The 19,660-nt window shown below is 64.4% G+C and carries 20 protein-coding genes and 1 pseudogene; 7 read left to right on the top strand and 14 right to left on the bottom strand.

What is annotated here, in order from left to right; translation table 11 throughout:
- Positions 1-8: 8 nt before the first annotated feature.
- A complete protein-coding gene (locus tag O2K97_RS08455) occupies positions 9-761 on the top strand; it encodes a lysophospholipid acyltransferase family protein (protein ID WP_269218911.1) in 753 nt (250 codons plus the stop codon).
- Between the two features lie 85 nt (positions 762-846).
- Here O2K97_RS08455 and clpX read toward each other — a convergent pair whose 3' ends face one another.
- Positions 847-2,115 (bottom strand): ATP-dependent Clp protease ATP-binding subunit ClpX, encoded by a 1,269-nt coding sequence (gene clpX / locus O2K97_RS08450; RefSeq protein ID WP_112861865.1) that lies wholly within the window; start codon positions 2,113-2,115, stop codon positions 847-849.
- A 194-nt stretch (positions 2,116-2,309) separates the two neighbouring features.
- Between clpX and O2K97_RS08445 the strand changes: the two genes are divergently transcribed.
- Positions 2,310-2,957: an HAD-IB family hydrolase gene (locus O2K97_RS08445; RefSeq protein WP_269218910.1), complete on the top strand. Its 648-nt coding sequence runs from the start codon at positions 2,310-2,312 to the stop codon at positions 2,955-2,957.
- 3 nt (positions 2,958-2,960) lie between these two features.
- Here the strand turns inward: O2K97_RS08445 and O2K97_RS08440 are convergent, their stop codons facing one another.
- From O2K97_RS08440 to tig, 4 genes are all read right to left on the bottom strand, one after another.
- Positions 2,961-3,281, bottom strand: a complete 321-nt coding sequence (locus O2K97_RS08440; RefSeq protein WP_269218909.1) for a hypothetical protein — start codon at positions 3,279-3,281, stop codon at positions 2,961-2,963.
- A 72-nt stretch (positions 3,282-3,353) separates the two neighbouring features.
- Entirely contained in the window at positions 3,354-4,001 is a 648-nt protein-coding gene (locus O2K97_RS08435; protein ID WP_017506180.1) for an ATP-dependent Clp protease proteolytic subunit, read from the bottom strand.
- Positions 4,002-4,109: 108 nt separating this feature from the next.
- Complete coding sequence (locus O2K97_RS08430) at positions 4,110-5,000, bottom strand: hypothetical protein (protein WP_269218908.1); 891 nt, start codon at positions 4,998-5,000, stop codon at positions 4,110-4,112.
- A gap of 22 nt (positions 5,001-5,022) precedes the next feature.
- Positions 5,023-6,366, bottom strand: a complete 1,344-nt coding sequence (tig, locus tag O2K97_RS08425) for a trigger factor (protein WP_084375310.1) — start codon at positions 6,364-6,366, stop codon at positions 5,023-5,025.
- Between the two features lie 191 nt (positions 6,367-6,557).
- Here tig and O2K97_RS08420 point away from each other — a divergent pair, with 191 nt between their 5' ends.
- Positions 6,558-7,259, top strand: a complete 702-nt coding sequence (locus O2K97_RS08420) for an MBL fold metallo-hydrolase (RefSeq protein ID WP_269218907.1) — start codon at positions 6,558-6,560, stop codon at positions 7,257-7,259.
- An 18-nt stretch (positions 7,260-7,277) separates the two neighbouring features.
- Here the strand turns inward: O2K97_RS08420 and O2K97_RS08415 are convergent, their stop codons facing one another.
- Complete coding sequence (locus O2K97_RS08415) at positions 7,278-7,571, bottom strand: hypothetical protein (RefSeq protein ID WP_269218906.1); 294 nt, start codon at positions 7,569-7,571, stop codon at positions 7,278-7,280.
- Between the two features lie 103 nt (positions 7,572-7,674).
- Between O2K97_RS08415 and O2K97_RS08410 the strand changes: the two genes are divergently transcribed.
- Both O2K97_RS08410 and O2K97_RS08405 read left to right on the top strand, forming a co-directional pair.
- Complete coding sequence (locus tag O2K97_RS08410; protein WP_167544819.1) at positions 7,675-7,836, top strand: hypothetical protein; 162 nt, start codon at positions 7,675-7,677, stop codon at positions 7,834-7,836.
- A gap of 116 nt (positions 7,837-7,952) precedes the next feature.
- Positions 7,953-8,174, top strand: a complete 222-nt coding sequence (locus O2K97_RS08405) for a general stress protein (protein ID WP_112861859.1) — start codon at positions 7,953-7,955, stop codon at positions 8,172-8,174.
- An 83-nt stretch (positions 8,175-8,257) separates the two neighbouring features.
- Here the strand turns inward: O2K97_RS08405 and egtB are convergent, their stop codons facing one another.
- From egtB to O2K97_RS08375, 6 genes and pseudogenes are all read right to left on the bottom strand, one after another.
- Positions 8,258-10,417, bottom strand: coding sequence for an ergothioneine biosynthesis protein EgtB (gene egtB, locus O2K97_RS08400; RefSeq protein ID WP_269221122.1), 2,160 nt, complete (start codon positions 10,415-10,417; stop codon positions 8,258-8,260).
- A gap of 102 nt (positions 10,418-10,519) precedes the next feature.
- Positions 10,520-11,731, bottom strand: coding sequence for an acyl-CoA dehydrogenase family protein (locus O2K97_RS08395; RefSeq protein ID WP_269218905.1), 1,212 nt, complete (start codon positions 11,729-11,731; stop codon positions 10,520-10,522).
- A 105-nt stretch (positions 11,732-11,836) separates the two neighbouring features.
- Positions 11,837-12,142 carry an SCP2 sterol-binding domain-containing protein gene (locus O2K97_RS08390; protein ID WP_017506191.1) on the bottom strand — a complete coding sequence of 102 codons (306 nt, stop codon included), beginning with the start codon at positions 12,140-12,142 and terminating at the stop codon, positions 11,837-11,839.
- 262 nt (positions 12,143-12,404) lie between these two features.
- Positions 12,405-12,683 (bottom strand): SemiSWEET family sugar transporter, encoded by a 279-nt coding sequence (locus O2K97_RS08385; protein WP_269218904.1) that lies wholly within the window; start codon positions 12,681-12,683, stop codon positions 12,405-12,407.
- 72 nt (positions 12,684-12,755) lie between these two features.
- Positions 12,756-14,248 (bottom strand): annotated as a pseudogene (locus O2K97_RS08380) (amidase).
- Positions 14,182-16,431 (bottom strand): DPP IV N-terminal domain-containing protein, encoded by a 2,250-nt coding sequence (locus O2K97_RS08375; protein WP_269218903.1) that lies wholly within the window; start codon positions 16,429-16,431, stop codon positions 14,182-14,184. The pseudogene O2K97_RS08380 and the gene O2K97_RS08375 overlap by 67 nt, the downstream one beginning before the upstream one ends.
- A gap of 109 nt (positions 16,432-16,540) precedes the next feature.
- Here O2K97_RS08375 and O2K97_RS08370 point away from each other — a divergent pair, with 109 nt between their 5' ends.
- The gene (locus tag O2K97_RS08370) at positions 16,541-17,356 is read left to right on the top strand and encodes a ferredoxin--NADP reductase (protein WP_269218902.1); all 816 of its coding nucleotides are present in this window, start codon (positions 16,541-16,543) and stop codon (positions 17,354-17,356) included.
- Between the two features lie 40 nt (positions 17,357-17,396).
- The gene (locus tag O2K97_RS08365; protein WP_017506197.1) at positions 17,397-17,729 is read left to right on the top strand and encodes a chorismate mutase; all 333 of its coding nucleotides are present in this window, start codon (positions 17,397-17,399) and stop codon (positions 17,727-17,729) included.
- 15 nt (positions 17,730-17,744) lie between these two features.
- Here O2K97_RS08365 and O2K97_RS08360 read toward each other — a convergent pair whose 3' ends face one another.
- A complete protein-coding gene (locus tag O2K97_RS08360; RefSeq protein WP_269218901.1) occupies positions 17,745-18,098 on the bottom strand; it encodes an Hpt domain-containing protein in 354 nt (117 codons plus the stop codon).
- On the bottom strand, positions 18,098-19,510 hold the full coding sequence (locus O2K97_RS08355) for an amino acid permease (RefSeq protein ID WP_269218900.1): 1,413 nt from the start codon (positions 19,508-19,510) through the stop codon (positions 18,098-18,100). Before O2K97_RS08355 ends, O2K97_RS08360 begins: the two co-directional genes overlap by 1 nt.
- Positions 19,511-19,660 lie beyond the last annotated feature (150 nt).

Here is a 19,660-nt window from a genome sequence, read left to right as displayed (position 1 = left end):
GTCTCTCCATGCGCAGCTTCGCCTTCAATGTCGCCTACTGGATCCTGTCGATCGGCTACGGGCTGACCGCCGCCTTCGCCGCGCTGGCTCCCGGGCGCGGCCCGGCCAGCTGGGTCATCCGCCGCTATGTGAAGCGAATGGTCCAGGCCATGGAGGTCTTCGCCGGCATCAAGCTGGACGTTCGCGGCAAGGATCGACTGCCCGAGGGCGCCTTCATCATCGCCTCCAAGCATCAAAGCTGGGGCGACGGCTTTGTGACCTATGACCAGTTCGACGACATCGCCTTCGTCACCGGCGATCACCTGGAAAAGTTTCCTCTGCTGGGCGGCGTCCTCAAGAAACTGGGCGCCATCGTGGTCAACTCCTGCGGCGGCCATGAAGCCCGGAAGGCCCTGGCCATGCGCGCCGCCGAGGCCCGCGCCGAGAACCGCAAGATCCTGATCTATCCCGAGGGGCACCTCGCGCCTGTCGGCAAGAAATACAAATACCGCTCGGGCGTCTGGCACATGTACCGCGATTTCGACGTGCCCGTCGTGCCGCTCGCCACCAACCTCGGCCTCTTCTGGCCCCAGGAAAAGTACGAAAAACACCCCGGCACGGCGACGCTGGAGTTTCTCGACCCGATCCCCGTCGGCCTGCCCAAGGACGAGTTCCTCGTCCGTTTGGAAGGCGTGATCGAGACGCGCACCGCAGAACTGGTCGCCCAGGCTACGGGCAAACCCGTCACCCCGGCCGTGCTGATCGACGCACCGATAAAGTAGCGTCATCTAAGGCGCGACATCATCCACACGAAAAAGGCCGGAGCGATCTCGCTCCGGCCTTCGTCATTTCAGGTCGACCGCGTGATTAGGCGGCGCCGTCCGCCTTCTTCTTGGAGGCTTCCGAGTAGATCAGCAGGGGCTGGGCCTTGCCGTCGATGACCTCGGCGTTGACGACAACCTCTTCGACGCCTTCGAAAGTTGGCAGTTCGAACATCGTCTCCAGCAAAATGCCTTCGAGGATCGAGCGCAGGCCGCGCGCGCCGGTCTTGCGGGTGATGGCCTTCTTGGCGACGGCGATCAGGGCGTCGTCGGTGAAGGTCAGTTCGACATTCTCCATCTCGAACAGACGCTTGTACTGCTTAACCAGCGCGTTCTTCGGCTCGGTCAGGATGGTGACCAAGGCGGCCTCGTCCAGGTCCTCCAGCGTCGCCAGAACCGGCAGACGGCCGATGAACTCCGGGATCAGGCCAAAGCGCATCAGATCGTCCGGCTCGACGCCCTTCAGAATATCGCCCGTGCGACGCTCGTCGATTTCCTTGACCTGGGCCCCGAAGCCGATCGAGGCGCCGGCTCCACGTGCAGAGATCACCTTCTCCAAGCCCGCGAATGCGCCGCCGACGATGAACAGGATGTTGGCGGTATCCACCTGCAGGAACTCCTGCTGCGGATGCTTGCGGCCGCCTTGCGGCGGCACGGAGGCGACGGTGCCTTCCATAATCTTCAGCAGGGCCTGCTGCACGCCTTCGCCCGACACGTCGCGGGTTATCGACGGATTGTCCGACTTGCGGCTGATCTTGTCGATTTCGTCGATGTAGACGATGCCGCGCTGGGCGCGCTCAACGTTGTAGTCGGACGCCTGCAGCAGCTTCAGGATGATATTCTCGACGTCCTCGCCCACATAACCGGCCTCGGTCAGCGTCGTGGCGTCAGCCATGGTGAAGGGCACGTCGATGATGCGCGCCAGCGTTTGCGCCAGCAGCGTCTTGCCCGAGCCGGTCGGCCCGATCAGCATGATGTTGGACTTGGCCAGTTCGACGTCGTTGTTCTTCGTCGCGTGGTTCAGGCGCTTGTAGTGGTTGTGGACGGCGACCGAGAGGACCTTCTTGGCATGCGACTGCCCGATGACATAGTCGTTCAGGACATCGCGGATTTCCTTGGGCGTGGGTACGCCGTCGGTCGTCTTCTTGAAGCCGATCTTGTGCTCTTCGCGGATGATGTCCATGCACAGTTCGACGCACTCATCGCAGATGAACACGGTCGGGCCCGCGATCAGTTTGCGGACCTCGTGCTGGCTCTTTCCGCAGAACGAGCAGTACAGGGTGCTTTTGGCGTCGGTGCCGGCTGCTTTGGTCATAGACCCTTATCTCACTCCCGCGGGGCGGACCGAAATGGCCCGCAACGCGCTTCCCTCACGTTGATTCCAGCACTCTGGACGCAAAGGTCTTCAAAAAATGACAATCACCCATCACACGTTCCGCGACAACCCCGAAGGCGACACGGGATTGTTGCAGTGCGTGAATGGATCAGTGTCGACGGGGATCAAGGCGAATGTCTGACATGGGTATCGTGCAGGATTTACGCCAGTCCGCGGCGAATGGACGTGCCATCGTCGCCTTCGATTTCGACGGCACACTGACGATTCGCGACAGCTTCACCGAATTCCTGCGCTGGCGCGTCGGTCCGGGCGCCTGGGCGCTCGGGCTGGTCAAGCTGGCTCCTGCCCTCGCCGCCTACGCCAAGGATCGCGACAGGGGCCGGATCAAGGCGGCGTCCGTGCGGGAGTTCTTGCACGGCGTGGACCGTCAGACGCTGGAAGCGGAAGCCGCAGAGTTTGCGGAAGAAATCTGGCCGCGCTTCATGCGTCCCGATGCACTTAAAGTCTGGAACGCCTGGGGCGAACGCGGCGCACACCGTGTCATCGTGACGGCGTCGCCCACGACAACCGTCGCGCCCTTCGCCCGCAAGCTGGGGGCAGAGGCCCTGCTGGGCACCGAGTTCGTCTTCGACGTGGATGACCGAATCACCGGGGACTTCGTCGGCCCCAACTGTCGGGGCGAGGAGAAGGTGCGGCGGCTGAAAACTGCGTATGGCGACGACATGACGCTGACCGCCGCCTACGGCGACACCTCGGGCGACACCGAGATGCTGGCGATGGCGCAGCAGCCGGGCTTCAGGGTCTTTCGCCAGAAGCCCTAAGGCTCAGTTCCCGTCGACGTCCACGTCGAAAACCATCGCCTTGCCGCGCGAGGTCGGATCCCAGCCGGCCTCGATCGCCGAGGCGACCGCCGTGCGCACTGCGTCGACATTGACGCGCTGCTTTTCCACGTCCGGCCGGCCGCTAGGGCGAAGCGGCGGTGGGAACTGTACGATCGCTTCGCGTTTGAAGTCGACGTGCCGAAGAGAGACAGCCATGCCCTCCCAGACATTGCCGCCCTTGGGCTGAGGTTGGCGACGAAGCTCCCAGACGTAGCTTTCGCCATCGACATCGACCGTGCCGCTTTGATCTCGTGTGAACTGCATAGCGGTTCCGATAGCACAAAATGAAAAGGGCGCGCCGCGACGGGCGCGCCCTTTCGTCATTCGAAGGCTGTCTTAGTTGCCGGGCGTCTTCACGCCATCGGCGTCGGCCTGTTCGCGGCGATCGTAAACGTGGTCAACGATACCCCAGGCCTTGGCTTCCTCGGCCGACATGAAGTGGTCGCGGTCCAGAGTCTTTTCGACTTCCTCATAGGTCCGGCCCGTGTGGTGAACATAGATCTCGTTCAGACGACGCTTGGTGTAGCGGATGTCGGCGGCGTGCAGTTCGATGTCCGACGCCTGCCCCCGGAAACCGCCCGACGGCTGGTGCACCATGACCCGCGCATTCGGCAGGGCGATCCGCTGGCCTGCGGCGCCGGCCGTCAGGATCAGCGAGCCGGCCGAAGCCGCCATCCCCATGACGACGGTCGAAACCGGGCTCTTGATGTATTGCATCGTATCGTAGATCGCGAGCGCCGAGGTCACCTGACCACCGGGGCTGTTGATATACATGCTGATTTCCTTCTTCGGGTTCTCCGATTCAAGGAATAGCAGCTGAGCGCAGATCAGCGACGCCATACCGTCCTCGAACGGTCCCGTCAGAAAGATGATCCGCTCGCGCAACAGACGCGAGAAAATGTCGAAAGAGCGCTCGCCGCGGCTGGATTGCTCCACCACCATCGGCACCAGGTTCATGTTCATCAGTTCGATCGGATCGCGCATATAGCCTTCTCGTAATACGGCCTCATTCGGGCCTTCTGCGACTCACGTGCCGCACTGTCTGTCACGAGATATCGCGTCGCTAACGCCACCGCGCAAGGCGCAGCAGTGCTATTCCTCATCCAAGGATCGCCGACGCCGCAAGCCATCCGCCAACGATCGCTCCATGTCGTCCTTCTGCGACGCAAAGTTTGCGGCATTGGCGTCGGCATCATAGAGGGCGCTCAGATAGCTGTGATCCCATTCGGTCATGCCGTGAAGTGCGGCGCCGGGCGCAAAGAGCTTGAGCACGGTGTCGTGCGCCGTAAAATCTGCTTGAGGGTCAATCTGCGCCAGAGCGACCATCGCAATATAGTCGGCCAAGCTTGACGCGGGTACTTGGGCTGTCTTCGTGACATCGATGACGATGATCACCCACGCCATGTCGTAGCGTATGTTCGCACGCAATCGCGTGACGACACGGTCTGCAACAACTGGCGGGGCTTCGCCATCCAATGCGATTGCAAGCTTGCCGGTATCATCACTGACCGGCATCGCCACATGCCACCAACGAACAGCCGCATCAGAATTTTGAAAGCGGCGCAGCGCCGACCGGCCCAAATCCGTTCCGCTATCGCCCGGATGGAAGGTTCGAAAATCATCCCGGACCAATCCCTGCGCTGTCAGGTCAGCGGCGTCCGTCGCGACAATGATGACATTTGCGCGACACGCTCTGTCACCGACGCGAACGCGCAGCGATCTCGCCTCGTCTCTAAGGCGATCTGAGATGATCGACGACAAGCCCCGTTCAAGATTAACCACAGCGGGGCAGATCGCTTGGTTCCAGCGTGCGAGCGTCGCCTGCGGAAACGGCGCCGAAACGGCGGCGACAAATGCCTTGGCCTGCGTCTCAACAGGCGTGCTCTGCACCACGATATCGGGCAGAACGACCGGGGAAGGATCGGACGACGACTGGGGAAGGACCAACGCCGCGGCAGCAGCCAAAGTCGCCAAACCCGTCATCGCCAATCCCCCCTGAAAACAATCAGCCTTCGTCGTCTTCCTTCAGCAGCTCTTCCTTCGTGATCGGCTTGTCGGTCACGTCGGCGACGCCCACGATCAGGTCGACGACCTTCTCTTCGTAGATGGGCGCGCGCATCTGGGCGGCGGCGTTGGGGTTCTGGCGGTAGAAGTTCAGAACGGCCTGTTCCTGACCCGGGTAGTTGCGGGCTTCCTGCAGAATGGCGGCGTTCAGTTCCTGGTCGGTGACCTGGACGTTGTTGGCGCGACCGATTTCGGCCAGCACCAGGCCCAGACGCACGCGGCGCTCGGCGATCTTGCGGTATTCGGCCTTCAGGTCTTCGTCCGACTTGGCGGCGTCTTCTTCCGGCAGACGACCAGCGGTCTTGTCGGCCTCGACCTGCTGCCAGATGCCGTCGAACTCGGCGTCCACCATCTTCGGCGGCAGCGGGAAGTCGTGGGCCTCGTCCAGTTGGTCCAGCAGGGCGCGCTTCAGCTTGAAGCGGGCGGCGCCGGCGTACTGCTGGTCCAGGTTGGACTTCAGCAGTTCCTTCAGCTTGTCCAGCGACTCCAGACCGATGCGGGTGGCGAAATCGTCGTCGATCTTGGATTCGGCTTCAGCCTTGATGGCCTTCACCTTGATGTCGAAGGTGGCTTTCTTGCCTGCCAGATGGGCGGCTTGATAGTTCTCGGGGAAGGTGACCTCGATCGTCTTCTCTTCACCGACCTTGGCGCCCGTCAGTTGCTCTTCGAAGCCGGGGATGAATCGGCCCGAGCCGATCACCAGGTCCGCGTCCTCGGCGGCGCCGCCTTCGAAGGGCTCGCCGTCCAGCTTGCCCAGGAAATCGATCGTCAGCTGGTCGCCCTCGGCGGCCTTGACGGTCTTGCCCTTCTTGTCTTCGTAGGTCTTGGCCTGACCGGCCAGTTCCGTCAGGGCCTCGTCCAGATCGGCGTCCGACGCTTCATAGGTCGGGCGCTCCAGCTTCAGGGTCTTGGGATCGACCGGCTCGAAGTCCGGCATGATTTCCAGCGACATTTCATAGGCCAGGTCTTCCTGACCGGCGATGACCTTGTCCATGTCCGAGGTCAGCTTCATCTCGGCCGGCGCGGCGGGACGAATCTTGGCTTCGTCGAGCGCCTTCTGGCTGGTTTCGTTCAGCTCGGCGTTGATGATCTCGCCCATGAACTCACGGCCGAAGGTCTTCTTGACGTGGGCGACCGGCACCTTGCCCGGACGGAAGCCCTTCAGCTTCACCTGCGGGGCGACTTCCTTGACGCGGGCTTCGAGCTTTTCGTTCAGCTCCGCCACGGGAATGGTGACCGCGATCACGCGGCTGAGGCCTTCGTTCGACTTTTCGACGACTTGCATGGTCGGGATTCTGACGCTCTGGGGCGCATGAGCCATCGAGACGGCCGGCGCGGAATGGATAAAGCAAGAAGGCCGCCCCGTGTGGAGCGGCACCTCGAAGCCCGCCCTTATGTCGAGAAGGGCCCGAAAGGTCAACGCGGGCGTGGTCAGAGCCGGTGGTTTCGCGGCCTCTGCGTGGCTATGTTGACGAAATGAGCCAACCCGCCTCCCCCATCGGCGTCTTCGTCACGCCCGTCACCCCGCTTCAACAGAACTGCACGACCGTCTGGTGCACCGCGACCAATAAGGCCGCCGTGATCGATCCTGGCGGTTCGGTCGATGCAGTTCTGGGCGAGGTCACGCGGCGCGGCCTGACGCTGGATCAGATCTGGATCACCCACGGCCATCTGGATCACGCGGGCGGCGCGGCCGAAATGCAGGAGAAAACCGGCGTCCAGATCACTGGGCCCCAGAAGGCCGACCAGTTCTGGATCGACCGAATCGTGGAGAGCGGCCGGATGTACGGCCTGCCCGACGCTCGCCCCTTCACGCCGGACCGCTGGCTGGAGGACGGCGACACAGTATCGTTGGGAGAAACGACCTGGGACGTGCGCCATTGTCCAGGCCACACGCCCGGGCACGTCATCTTCTTCAATCGCGCGGCGCGATTCGCTCAGGTCGGCGACGTTCTGTTCAAGGGGTCAGTGGGTCGCACCGACTTCCCGATGAGCGATCCGCCCGCCCTGATCCGCTCAGTGATTGAAAAGCTCTGGCCGCTGGGCGACGACGTCACCTTTGTGCCCGGCCACGGGCCGATCTCCACCTTTGGTGAAGAGCGACGGACCAATCCGTTCGTGTCTGACGCCGCAATGCGACAGGCCCCGATCCAGCGTGAGCCGTCGGGGCCTGCCTGAGCCTGCTGATCGTGTGGCTTATCGGCGCAGGATCATGCCGATGATGACGCCGATGCCCAGCGCGTAGAGTGTCGCCTTCATCGGATTGTCTTGGATGTCTTCCTGCACACGGTGGACGCGTCCGGAAATCTTCTCACGCACCAGACCGGCGTCTTCTCTGACGGCCTGACGGACCGAAGCGGTCTTGCCAAAGCTGCGGCCCTCGCCCTCGGCGAGAATGGCGTCCGCCTGTCGGTCCAGACGTTGGGTCAGATCGTCGTCTTCCAGGACGATGTCGTCGGGTGATGTCGCGCTGATTGGGGTGTTGGTCATGTCGATCTCCATGGTTCGCTGAACAAACCGGCGTTGCGACCCATGGTTCCTTTTTGAACGTGGTCGATCACGGTGCGTTGGTTGATCGCATAAGGAGCCGCCCATGACCTACATCGAACCCACCCCGACCACGCCGCAACCCGAGATCCAGCCTGAGCCGACGCAGCAGCCGGAAATACAGCCGTCAGACACTCCTGATGAAGTTCCGCCGATGGAACCGGATGGCGGCGGCGAAGGTGATTCGCGACCTTATGGCGCTGGGTAAAGTCAAACTCACGAGGCCTTGAGGATCGCGACAGTAAAACGGAGTTCCCGACGGAACCGTCACGGAGTCACTGGGTTCACTTCAGCAAGCGCAACGGCAGCACTGAAAGGAACACAATGGACAGCCAACCCACCCGACCCTCCGGCGTTTCCAAGCGAGGTTTTGCCTCCATGGATCCGGAACGTCAGCGCGAAATCGCGCGCAAAGGGGGCGCCAGCGTCCCCAGTGAAAAACGCAGCTTCTCCCAAGACCGCAGCCTCGCCGCACAGGCCGGCCGCAAGGGTGGAGAAGCGTCGCACGGAACCAAGAAAGACGCGGACGCAGCCGAAGGGCAGTAGTCGGTTAGACTAGATACAAACAGGGCGGCCCATCGATCGATGCGCCGCCCTTTTTCTTGTCCGCGATCAGCCGCGCTTTCGGCTCAGGCGCGCAGGACCGCCAAGGCGACGCTCGGCGCCGGAGAGGTATCGATGCGGACGACCGTCCAGCCGGAGGCGACCGCCATGGTCTGGATCGATTCAGGCGTGAACTTGCGCGAGCTTTCGGTGTGGATCGTCTCACCGGTCATGAAGCGGAATGTCCGATCTCCGATGTGCGCGGTGGTCGGCGCAATCGCCTGCAGATGCATTTCCATGCGCGAGGCGTCCGGGTTCCACACGGCGCGGTGAACAAAGGCGTCCACATCGAAATCGGTATCCAACTCGTGATTGGCGCGGATCAGAACATTGCGATTGAAGGCCGCCGTAACGCCCTGGCTGTCGTCATAGGCGGCGACCAGGATCGCAGGATCTTTGACCAGATCGACGCCGAGAATGAACAACGCCCCCTCGCCTAGCATCCGACGCGCGGCCGCCAGGAATTGCTCGGCCTCATCAGGTTGCAGATTGCCGATGGTCGAGCCTGGGAAGAAGCCGATCCGTCGCCCCAATGGCAGGTCGTCGGGCAGCGGCGCCAGGTGCTCGAAGTCCCCCAGAACAGGCTGCACGCGCAGTTTGGGATAATCAGCGCGGACGCGAATGGCCGCGTCCATCAGGGCGCTCTCGCTGATATCGAGCGGGACGTAGGCGCCGAGGTCGTTTGCGGCATCCAACAGAATCCGCGTCTTCTCGCTAGCGCCGGATCCGAACTCGACCAGCACGGCGTCGGGGCCGAAGTCGGCCGTCAATTCCGCCGCGCGATCGCGCAACAGAGCCATTTCCTGCCGCGTCGGATAGTATTCCGGCAGCACGGTGATGTCTTCGAACAGGCGCGACCCGTCCGCGTCGTAGAACCACTTTGGCGGCACGGCCTTTTGCGCGCGCGACAGCCCCTCGATCATATCCTTTCGAAAGGCGGCGGTTTGGGCGTCGTCCGCGGCGGCGTCTCGCGCCACGGTTCGATCTTCAGCCAGTCTCAAACCCATGAAGGCCCACCTCTGTTGGGGATAGAAGAAGTTGCGGTAGGTGATGCGGTCATGGCCCGGCGGCGTGGCGAACGACCCGCCCCGCAGCACCATCTGATTGGCCATGAACTTGCCGTTGTATTCGGCGGCGGTGCCCGGCGTCGGCTGGAAACCGGGATAGGGCGCATAGGCGCTGGACGTCCACTGCCACACTTCGCCAGCCAGGTTCGAGAACGCGTCAGGCGAAGAGGCGGCGCCATGTTCCCATTCCGCCTCGGACGGCAGGCGCTTGCCGGCCCACCGGGCGTAGGCGTCGGCCTCGTAAAAGCTGATGTGGCGAACCGGCGCGGCAGGATCGACAGATGTACGCCCCGTCAAACCCATCACGGTCCAGTCGCCATCCGCCAAACGCCAATACAGCGGCGCGGTCCAGCCCTCGGCCTTGACCGTCGCCCAGCCGTCCGACAGCCACAGGTCGGGACGCGAATAGCCGCCATCCTGAACGAAGCCGATCCAGTCGCCGTTCGTCACCAGATCCGCAGCCAGAGCGAACGGCTCCAGCCATACGCGGTGCGCAGGCCCCTCATTGTCGAAGGCGAAGTCCGATTGGTCGTGGCCGATCGTCACCAGACCGCCGTCAAACGCCACCGTTCCGCCGCGCCTGATCTCAAGCGGCTCGGTTCTGGGTTCAATCTCATAGGCGGCGGGGTCGAGCGGAGAGCGCGACATCAGGTTCAGCATATCCATCAGGAAAAGCTCCTGATGCTGCTGGTCGTGGTGCAGCCCCAGCTCGAACAGATAGCGTTGATGGCCGCTGGTCTCGCCCTGCGCCAGCCAGGCGATCATCCGGCGGTCGATCTCTCGCCGATAGGCCAGGACCTCATCGACGGACGGGCGAGTCATCAGCCCGCGCTGGTCCCGCCTAACCCGCTCGCCTAAGGCCTCATAGTAGGAGTTGAACAGCTGCTGAAAACGCGGATCGACGGGCTGGTATCCGGGATCAGACGACAGGATCATCGCCTCGAAAAACCAGCTGGAGTGCGCCAGATGCCATTTCCCCGGGCTGCAATCCGCCATCGCCTGAGACGAAAGATCCTCGGCAGAGAGACCTTCAGCCAGATGGGTCATCCGCGCGCGAACGACCTTGAACCGCGTCACGTCTGACGCAACCCGCTGGTCGGGTTCGGAGCGCGCATTCATGTCAGCTGTCCCGTCCGACACCAGCCCCAGCGCCTTGTCAGTGCCGAACAAACGCACCAACAAGGCCAAGGTTCCCAAGCACTTGGCGTTCGGGATCGCCCATCAGCGCATCGGTCGGCCGCCGTGTTTGGCGTATTCCAACCGCGCGATGGTGCGATTATGCACCTCGTCCGGGCCGTCGGCGATGCGCAAGGTGCGGACACCTGCGTAAAGCTCGGCCAAGGGCGTGTCGCCCGAAACACCGGCGCCGCCGAACGCCTGAATGGCGTCGTCGATGATCTGCAAGGCCATCTTCGGCGCGGCGACCTTGATCTGGGCGATCTCGGAGCGGGCGTTCTTGGCTCCCGCCTGATCCATCATCCAGGCGGCCTTCAGCACCAGGAGGCGGCACATCTCGATGTTGGTGCGCGCCTCCGCGACGCGCTGTTCCCACACCGAATGCTCGGCCAACTGCTTCTTGAACGCCGTCCGGTTCAGCAGCCGCGTCACCATCAGTTCCAGCGCCCGCTCGGCGGCACCGATGGTGCGCATGCAGTGGTGAATACGGCCCGGACCAAGCCGCCCTTGGGCGATCTCGAAGCCCCTGCCCTCGCCCGCGATCAGGTTCTCGACCGGCACGCGGACGTTCTCCAACACGACCTCTGCGTGGCCGATCGGCTTTTCGTCATAGCCGAACACCGACAGCATCCGCTCGACGCGGAAGCCAGGCGTATCTGCCGGTACGATGATCTGCGACTGCTGGGCGTGGGATGCGGCGTCCGGATCCGTCTTGCCCATGACGATGGTCACGGCCAGATTCGGATGGCCCATGTTGGTCGACCACCATTTGCGGCCGTTAATGACATAGTGGTCGCCGTCCCGCTCGATCCGGGTCTGGATGTTGGTGGCGTCGGACGAGGCGACCTCAGGCTCGGTCATCAGGAAGGCCGAACGGATTTCGCCGGCCATCAGGGGCTTCAGCCAGCGCGCCTGCTGCTCGGCGTCTCCGTACATATGGAGCACCTCCATATTGCCGGTGTCGGGGGCGTTGCAGTTGAACACCTCGGCCGACCACAGATGCCGCCCCATCATCTCGGCCAGCGGCGCGTATTCCAGATTGGTCAGACCCGCCCCGTGTTCGCCGGGCAGGAACATATTCCAAAGTCCGGCCTCCTTCGCGGCCGCCTTCATCGTCTCCATAACCGGCGGCTGACGGTTCGAATCCTCGCGGACCTGTGCGAAATATTCGGCTTCGCGCGGGATGACCTGCTCGTCCAGGAAGCGACGGACGCGGGCGTGCCAATCCAGGGCGCGGTCGGAGTGTTTGAAGTCCATGTCGTTTCCTCTTTCCCGTTCGCGTCTCTGCCGGACGCTCGATACGAAAACGGCGCGGCCCCTGGTCGGGAGCCGCGCCGCCATAACTAGTCGTTCAGACCGGCATCAGCGCTTCAGCAGCGGAGCCAGCTTCTGGGCGATCATCATGTCGCCGGCGATCTTCAGCTTGCCCTGCATAAAGGCCATCATTGGGTCCAGCTTGCCTTCCGACAGGGCCATAAAGTCATCCCACTTCATCGAGACGGTGGCGTCGGCGGGCTTGTCCTCGTTCGTCACCGTGTTCGGCGTGGAGGCGCCGTCGATGTAGATCTTGCCCTCGTCGCCGAGGTCGAGCTTGACGGTCTTGCCGAGGCCGGAGTTGTCGCCGACGGCGCCGCGGATGTGTTCGGTGACTTGTGCGAGATCGGGCATTGGGGGCGTCTCCCTGTTGGACGTTGTGAACTACGGGTTAGCCCGCATCGGCGGGGGCGCCAAGATCACGTCGGGGAAAGCTCGGTCACTTCTCGTCAGCGGAGCTGGAATACAGGCTGGCTGCGCCTAGCGCGACCATGAAGAAGGCGAACGCCGTCACGATTGCGGCGACGAAGGGAACAGCGGATTGCGGCATCGGAAATCTCCTCTGCCGCCTTTCTGAGCCCTACCGCGCCAGCGCGCCTTGATCAGGATCAAACCGTTATTTGTCGGGATCGCCGTCGCGGAACCGCCACTTCATCACCAGCACGCCGGACGCCATCACCAGGGCGCACGCGTTGGCGACCGTGACAGGCCAGGTCTTTGTCATGACGCCGTAGACGACCCAGAGGATGAAACAGGTCACCGTCAGGGAATAGGTCTTCAAGCTGACCGACGACGCATCGCGCTCCTTCCAGATCTTGATGGCCTGCGGCGCGAAACTGGTGATCGAGCAGATCGCAGCCGCTGAGCCGACGATATTGGCGATCAGATCGCTCACGTCGCGTCCGCTCTTTTTCGCCAGATCGACTGCTTGCCCATCGCACCGTCCTCTGGGCCGCTGCTCCTGTCGTCAGGGGCGCGATGCAGGCGGCGGCCGCCTCGCCTGCGTCGCCTGTTCGAAGGCGTAACCCAGGGAAAGGATGCGAGCATCCTCCCACTTTCCGCCAATGAAGCTCATGCTGACCGGCATGCCCTGATCAAAGCCCATCGGCACGGTCAGGTGAGGATAGCCAGCGACGCCGCCAATCGGCTTGCCGATCCCTGCATGTCATCGTCATCTTTCGGATCGTTGGTCCAGGCGCGAGACGTTGTCGGCGCGATAAGGGCGATGAAGGCGTTTTCACGGATCAATCGATCGATGCCCTCCGGCCCCGCCAGCCTAAGCGAGGTCGCGCGCGCCTCCAGATAGTCAGCGTCCGTCAAATCGCCCATCGCCTGGGCGCGCTCGAATGTGTCCTGGCCGAACAGCACCGTCTCGCGCGGTTCGGCGGCGTTGAAGGCGATGACCTCGGCCAGGGTGCGGGCGCGGACCTGCTGCGGGTCGGTCGAGGCCAGATAGGCGTTCAGATCGTGCTTCAGCTCATAGAGCAGCACCTTGAACTCGGCCCCGCCGATGGCTCGGCCGTCCGGTCCCTCGGGCAGATCGACCAATACGGCGCCGGCATCGCGCAAGGCCTTCAGGTTCTGCTCGAACACCGCCTGGGTTTCGGGCGAGTAGCCTTTCAGGAACCGCATCACCCCGATCCGCGCACCGCGCAGCGCGTTGGCGTCCAGCCTGGCGGCGTAGTCGACCTTGCGCGCATCGGCCTCGACCGTCGCCGGATCGGCCGGATCGGACCCGGCGATGACGGTCAGCACCCTGGCCGCATCCGTGACGGTCGTCGCCATCGGCCCGGCCGTGTCCTGCGAATGGCTGATCGGCACGATGTGGGTGCGCGAGACCAGGCCAACGGTCGGCTTGAACCCGACCACGCCGTTGACCGACGCCGGGCAGGTGATCGACCCGTCGGTTTCCGTCCCGATGGCGACGGGCGTCAGGCCCAGCGCCACGGCCGCCCCGCTGCCGGACGACGATCCACAAGGCGTGCGCGTGGGATCATAGGGGTTCAGCGTCTGGCCGCCGACCGCGCTCCAGCCGCTGATCGAGTCCGACGACCGGATATTGGCCCACTCCGACAGGTTGGTCTTGCCGACGATTACGGCCCCGGCGGTGCGCAGTCGCCCGACCAGCGGCGCGTCCCGTCCCGGCGCATTGTTCGCCAGCGCCAACGATCCGGCGGTGGTCGGCATGTCCGCCGTCTCGATATTGTCCTTCAGCAGGATCGGCATGCCGGAAATCGCCGACACGCCCTGACGGGGCGATCTTGCGGTCCAGACCAGCACCGAATGGGCGCTGTCGTTGGCCCGCCCCGCCGCGACCACGGCGGATGCAGAAGGATAGGCGCCCTGCCCGGTCGCGCAGCCCGCAAGGGCCAGCGCGACCGCAGCCGCCAAAATCAGTCGGCCTTGGGCGCGGCCCGGTCGCCGATGGTGCGGTCCAGGAAGTCGAGATAGGTGCGCCATTGTTGCAGTTGCCTCGGATCGCCGCGGACGCCGTGCCGCTGGCCGGGATAGAGCATCATCTCGAACGGCACGCTCTTGGCCTGTAAGGCGTCGATGACGCGCGTCGCATTGCCGAAGATGACGTTGTCGTCGGCCATGCCGTGCAGCAGCAACAGCCGCCCCGTCATGTCGTCCAGCCGCGGCAGGACGTCGGTGGCGGCATAGCCCTCCGGATTGGCCTGAGGCGTGGACATATACCGTTCGGTATAGTGGGTGTCGTACAGGCTCCATTCCGTCGGCGCCGCGCCCGCCAGAGCCGAGGCCAGGCCGGCGTCCTTGTCCGTTAGTGTCAGCAAGCTGAGGAAGCCGCCGAAGCTCCAGCCCATCACCGCGATATGGTCGGCATCGACGTAAGGCAGGGTCTTCAGCCATTGCGCGGCCTGGGCCTGATCCTCGACCGCCGGAAGGCCCAGGCGGCGATAGATGCTGGTCTCGAACGCCTGCGACCGGTCGCCCTCGCCGCGATTGTCGACACGGAAGACGATGTAGCCCGCCTCGGTCAGCAGTTGGTTGGTCAGCGGCTGCCAGCTCTTCTGCACGCCCGCCCCGGTGCCGGGCCCGCCATAGACCTGCATCACCACCGGATACTTCTTGGACGGATCGAAGTCGGGCGGCGTGGTCATGCGCCAGACCAGGGTCTGGCCGTGGCTCTGCATCGTGCCGAACTCGGGCGTGCGCAGGCGCGAGACGTAAGGGGCGAACGGATGGCTGGCGTCGAGCTTGTTCTCTTCGATCCAGCGCACGCGCGTGCCGTCGATGCGGTAAAGCGCCGACTGCGTCGGGGTCACCGGGTCCGAATAGTTGCCGACATAGGCGGTCGCCGGCCCGTTCACCGACACCGTCCACCAGCCGCCGCCCGGCGTCACCGCGACCGGATCGACCGTGCGGTTCAGATTGGCGCGGAACATCTGCTGCTCGATCGGCAGTTCCTTGCCGTCGCGCATCGAGGCGGTGAAATAGACGTCCCCGGTCTGCTCGTTGACGCCGTCCAGGTGCTTGACCGGATAGTCGCCGCGCGTGATGGCCCGCAGGCGACGCCCGTTGCGGTCATACAGATACAGGTGCCGCCAACCCGAATCCTCATTGGACCAGATGAACCGGCCGTCAGACAGGACGCGGAAGTCGTCGTTTAGATCGACCCAGGCCTGCGCCTTCTGGCTCAGGATCACGCGTGACGCGCCGGTCGTCGGATCGACGCTCAGCAGGTCCAGTGTCTTTTGGTCGCGCGACTGGCGTTGGACGTACAGTGTCTTGCCGTCGCCGGACCAGTTCACCCGCGCCAGATAGATGTCGGTGTTGGATCCCAGGTCCACCTTGACCCGTCCCCCGCCCTGCAGGTCGCGCACATACAGTTCGACCACCGCATTGGGCCGGCCTGCGCGAGGATAACGCTGCTCCACCATCGTCGCGCCGCCGCCGGTGATCTCGAAGCGCGGCACGATATCGACCGGGCTCTCGTCCACACGCGTCATGGCGATGTAGCGCTCGTCGGGGCTCCACCAGTATCCGGTGTCGCGATCCATCTCCTCCTGGGCGATGAACTCGGCCGTGGCCCAGGTGATCAGACCCGCGCCGTCGTCGGTGATCGGCGTCTCCTTGCCGCTCGCCAGATCATAGACGACCAGATTCTGATCGCGGACATAGGAAACGTAGCTGCCCTTGGGCGACACCTTGGCGTCGATCTCGTCAGCCGGCGTCTCGGTCAGGCGGCGCACCTTGCCGTCCGCCCGGCTCGCCAGGAAGATGTCGCCTTCCAGCGGCGCCAGGATGTAGCGGCCCTGCTGGTCCCAAGAATATTCGACCACGCCGCGCGCACTGATCCGCATCCGCTCGCGCCGGGCCTTTTCGGCTTCCGACAGCTCACCCGCATCGGGAACCAGCGCCCGTGCGTCGATCAGCTTATAGGGTTCGCCCTCGCCCGTCGGCGCCGCCCACAGGTCCTGCACATCCACATTGTCCTCGCGCGAGCGCAGGAAGGCGACCAACTGGCCGTCAGGCGACAGGCTGACCCCCTTGGCCACCGGCCCGTTCAGGCTGGGGCTGGAAAAGACCCGTTCGGGCGTCAGGATGTTGGAGGGAGTCTCCTGTGCGAGCGCCGATGTGGCCGACAGGAGGATGGTCGAGGCGAGAAGAGTGGTGCGCATGGGTCGGGACGCTAGCCGCGCTTCTGCAAGCCGTCACGAGGAAATGTCGTCGCCGGGCGAAAGGCTTATCCTTCCCTGCGAGGGGTTCTCAGATTAGAGAGACGGCACGATGACAGACGCCGCCCTCTCCCCCGCCCCCGTGAAAGCCAGTCCGTTTAACGAGCTTGAGGTTCTGTGGGTGCGCCACTGGACCGACAGTCTGTTCAGCTTCGGCGTCAAACGACCCGAGGATTTCCGCTTCCGCTCGGGCGAATTCGTGATGATCGGCTTGCCGGGCGAGGATGGCGGTAAGCCTGTCCTGCGCGCCTATTCCATCGCCAGCCCGTGCTGGGCCGAGGAACTGGAGTTCTTTTCCATCAAGGTCGCCGACGGCCCGCTGACCTCGCGCTTGCAGAAAACCCAGCCCGGCGACACCGTTCTGATGGGCAAGAAACCGACCGGCACCCTGGTTCTGGACGCCCTGACTGGCGGCGAACGCCTGTTTCTGATCGGCACCGGCACGGGTCTGGCGCCTTGGCTCAGCGTCGCGCGCGATCCAGAGACCTATTCCCGCTTCGGCCATGTCTATGTGATCCACACGGTTCGCAGCGTCGCCGACCTGGCCTATCGCGACTTCTTCACGCGGGAAATTCACGACGACCCCCTGATCGGCGACGAGGCCAAGGCCCAGCTGACCTACTATCCGACGGTCACCCGCGAAGCGTTCGAGACGCCGGGCCGGATTACCGACCGCATCAAGTCCGGCGACTTCTTCCGGGACCTGGGCCTGCCCGAAGGGTTCGACCCCGCCCGCGACCGCGCCATGTTGTGCGGCTCCATGGCCATGATCAAGGAAGCCGGCGAACTGCTGGAGACCTATGGCCTGAAGGAAGGCTCCAACGCCGAACCGGCGGACTACGTGCTGGAGCGGGCCTTCGTTGGTTGACAGCCTTGGCTTGGGCGGCCTGACCCGCTAACCCGACGCCATGTCAAAGCCTGCCCTAGTCGCCGTCGACGCGCGCGTCGATCCGTCCGAATGCCAGTCCATGGCCGAGGTCCGCCAGGGCGTTGACGCCCTGGACCGCGCCCTGGTCGCCCTGCTGGCCGAGCGTCAGCGCTACATGGACGCCGCCGCCCGCATCAAGCCCGACCGCGACGCCGTCTTCGACCAGGCCCGGATCGACGACGTGGTCGCCAAGGTTCTGGTCTCGGCCGAGGCCCACGATCTGTCACCCGACATCGCCGAACCCGTCTGGCGCCTGCTCATCGACCGCTGCATCGCCCACGAGTTCGCGACCTACGACCGCACGCGCAGCTGAACGCGACAAGCCCGACTAGGTCTTGAGACTTCTCAGCATGATTTCGTGCCGATAGGCCGCGACATCAGCCAAGGCCGTCGCCAGCGCATCGCGCACCCGCTCAACCGCCGGCGCGGCCAGCTTCTGATCCACCGCTTCCGCCTCGGCGCAGATCGCCGCCAGGTCTCGCGCGCCGATGCCCGCTGCCGCGCCTCGGATCGTATGGACCCCGTCGCGCCAGCCCTCGACCTTGGGATCCAGCATGGCGGACCACAGGCCGGCCTGATTGACGAACAGGCCCAACACCTCCTCATTGATGGCGTCGTCCCCGCCCGTCATGCCGTTCAGCACGGCGAAATCGACGGCGCCCGTCAGATCACGCAACGCCATCAGGCCGCCGTCTCCTCACCCTTGGCAAGGCGGGAGTTCCGCGAGGACCACAGCAGATAGATCGCCACGCCGACCACGTTCCAGACCACGAAGCCGATCTGCGTCACCGGCTTCAGGCTCAGGAAGAAGACCAGGCAGCCGATCACGCTGACCGCTCCAACGACCGGCCACAGCGGCGCCTTGAACACCCGCTTGCGACCCGGCTCGCGGATGCGCAGCACGATCAGGCAAACCCCGACCGAGCAGAAGGCCGCCAGCGTCCCGGCGTTGGCCAGCGACGCCAGTTCGTCCAGCGGCAACAACCCCGCCAGAATCGCCACGACGATGGCGGTGAACACAGTCACCACCGCCGGCACGCCCCGGCTCGATACCTTGGCCAGGCGACGCGGCAGCAAGCCATCGCGCGCCATGCCCAGGAAGATGCGGCTTTGCCCGAACAGGAAGGCCAGCAGGACGGTCGGAAGCGCGATCACCGCCGCAGCGGCGATCCACTGGGCCGCCGTCCCCTGCCCCATCTGACGCAGAATCAGGGCCAGCGGCTCGGGGCTGCTGGCGAAGGTCGCGACCGGCCGCGCGCCGATGGCTGCGGCCGCGACGACCAGATATAGCGCCGTGCAGATGAGCATGGAGCCGACGATGCCGATGGCCAGGTCACGCTCAGGCTTCTTGGTCTCTTCCGCCGCCGTCGAGATGGCGTCAAAGCCGTAGAAGGCGAAGAAGATGATCGCCGCCGCCGCCATTACCCCGGTTTGGACGAAGGGCGCGCCGAAGCCGTTGGGCATGAAGGGCGTGAAATGCTCGGGCTTGAACGCCGGCAGGGCGATGGCGACGAACACCACCAAGGCCGCGATCTTGATCAGGACCAGCACCGCGTTCAGCGTCGCGCTCTCCTTGGTGCCCAGCAGAAGCAGGCCCGTCACCACCCCGATGATGGCCACGGCCGGTAGGTTGATGATGCCCCCCGCATGCGGCCCGGCGACCAGCGCCGTCGGCAAATCGATCCCCAGCCCGCTCAGGAAGCCCACCGCATAGCCGGACCAGCCCACCGCCACGGCGCTGACGACGAGTGAATATTCCAGGATCAGGCTCCACCCCACGATCCAGGCGATCAACTCACCCAGCACCGCATAGGAATAGGTGTAGGCGCTGCCCGCCGTCGGCATCATGGTCGACAGTTCGGCATAGGCCAGGGCCGCGCAGGCGCAGACCAGTCCCGCAAGGCCGAAGCTGATCAACACCGCCGGGCCCGCCAGGCCCGCCCCCACCCCGATCAGCGTCAGGATGCCGGTGCCGACGATGGCCCCAACGCCCAGGGCCAGCAGGTGCGGCCAGCTCAACGTCGGCTTCAGCCGTGGGCCGTCGTGCGGCGCCATCATGGCGTCGATCGATCGACGTCGGTTCCAGAAGGCCATGATGTTCGCTCCCCCGCCGCTTGCCGCGGCTGATTCCACGCGGACCATACTCCGTCGCAGAAAGTTTGCGAAAGCGCTTGCCAACCCCCGAACCGCTGGGTAGTAGGAGCGCCCTTCGGCAAGGCCTCGCCCCCGAAGACGCAGACGATC

This window comes from Brevundimonas vesicularis, from assembly GCF_027105095.1.
GTDB classification, from domain to species: Bacteria; Pseudomonadota; Alphaproteobacteria; order Caulobacterales; family Caulobacteraceae; genus Brevundimonas; species Brevundimonas vesicularis_E.
The sequence above is the reverse complement of the archived record's forward strand: the minus strand, read 5'-3'. Positions and strand labels throughout refer to the sequence as shown.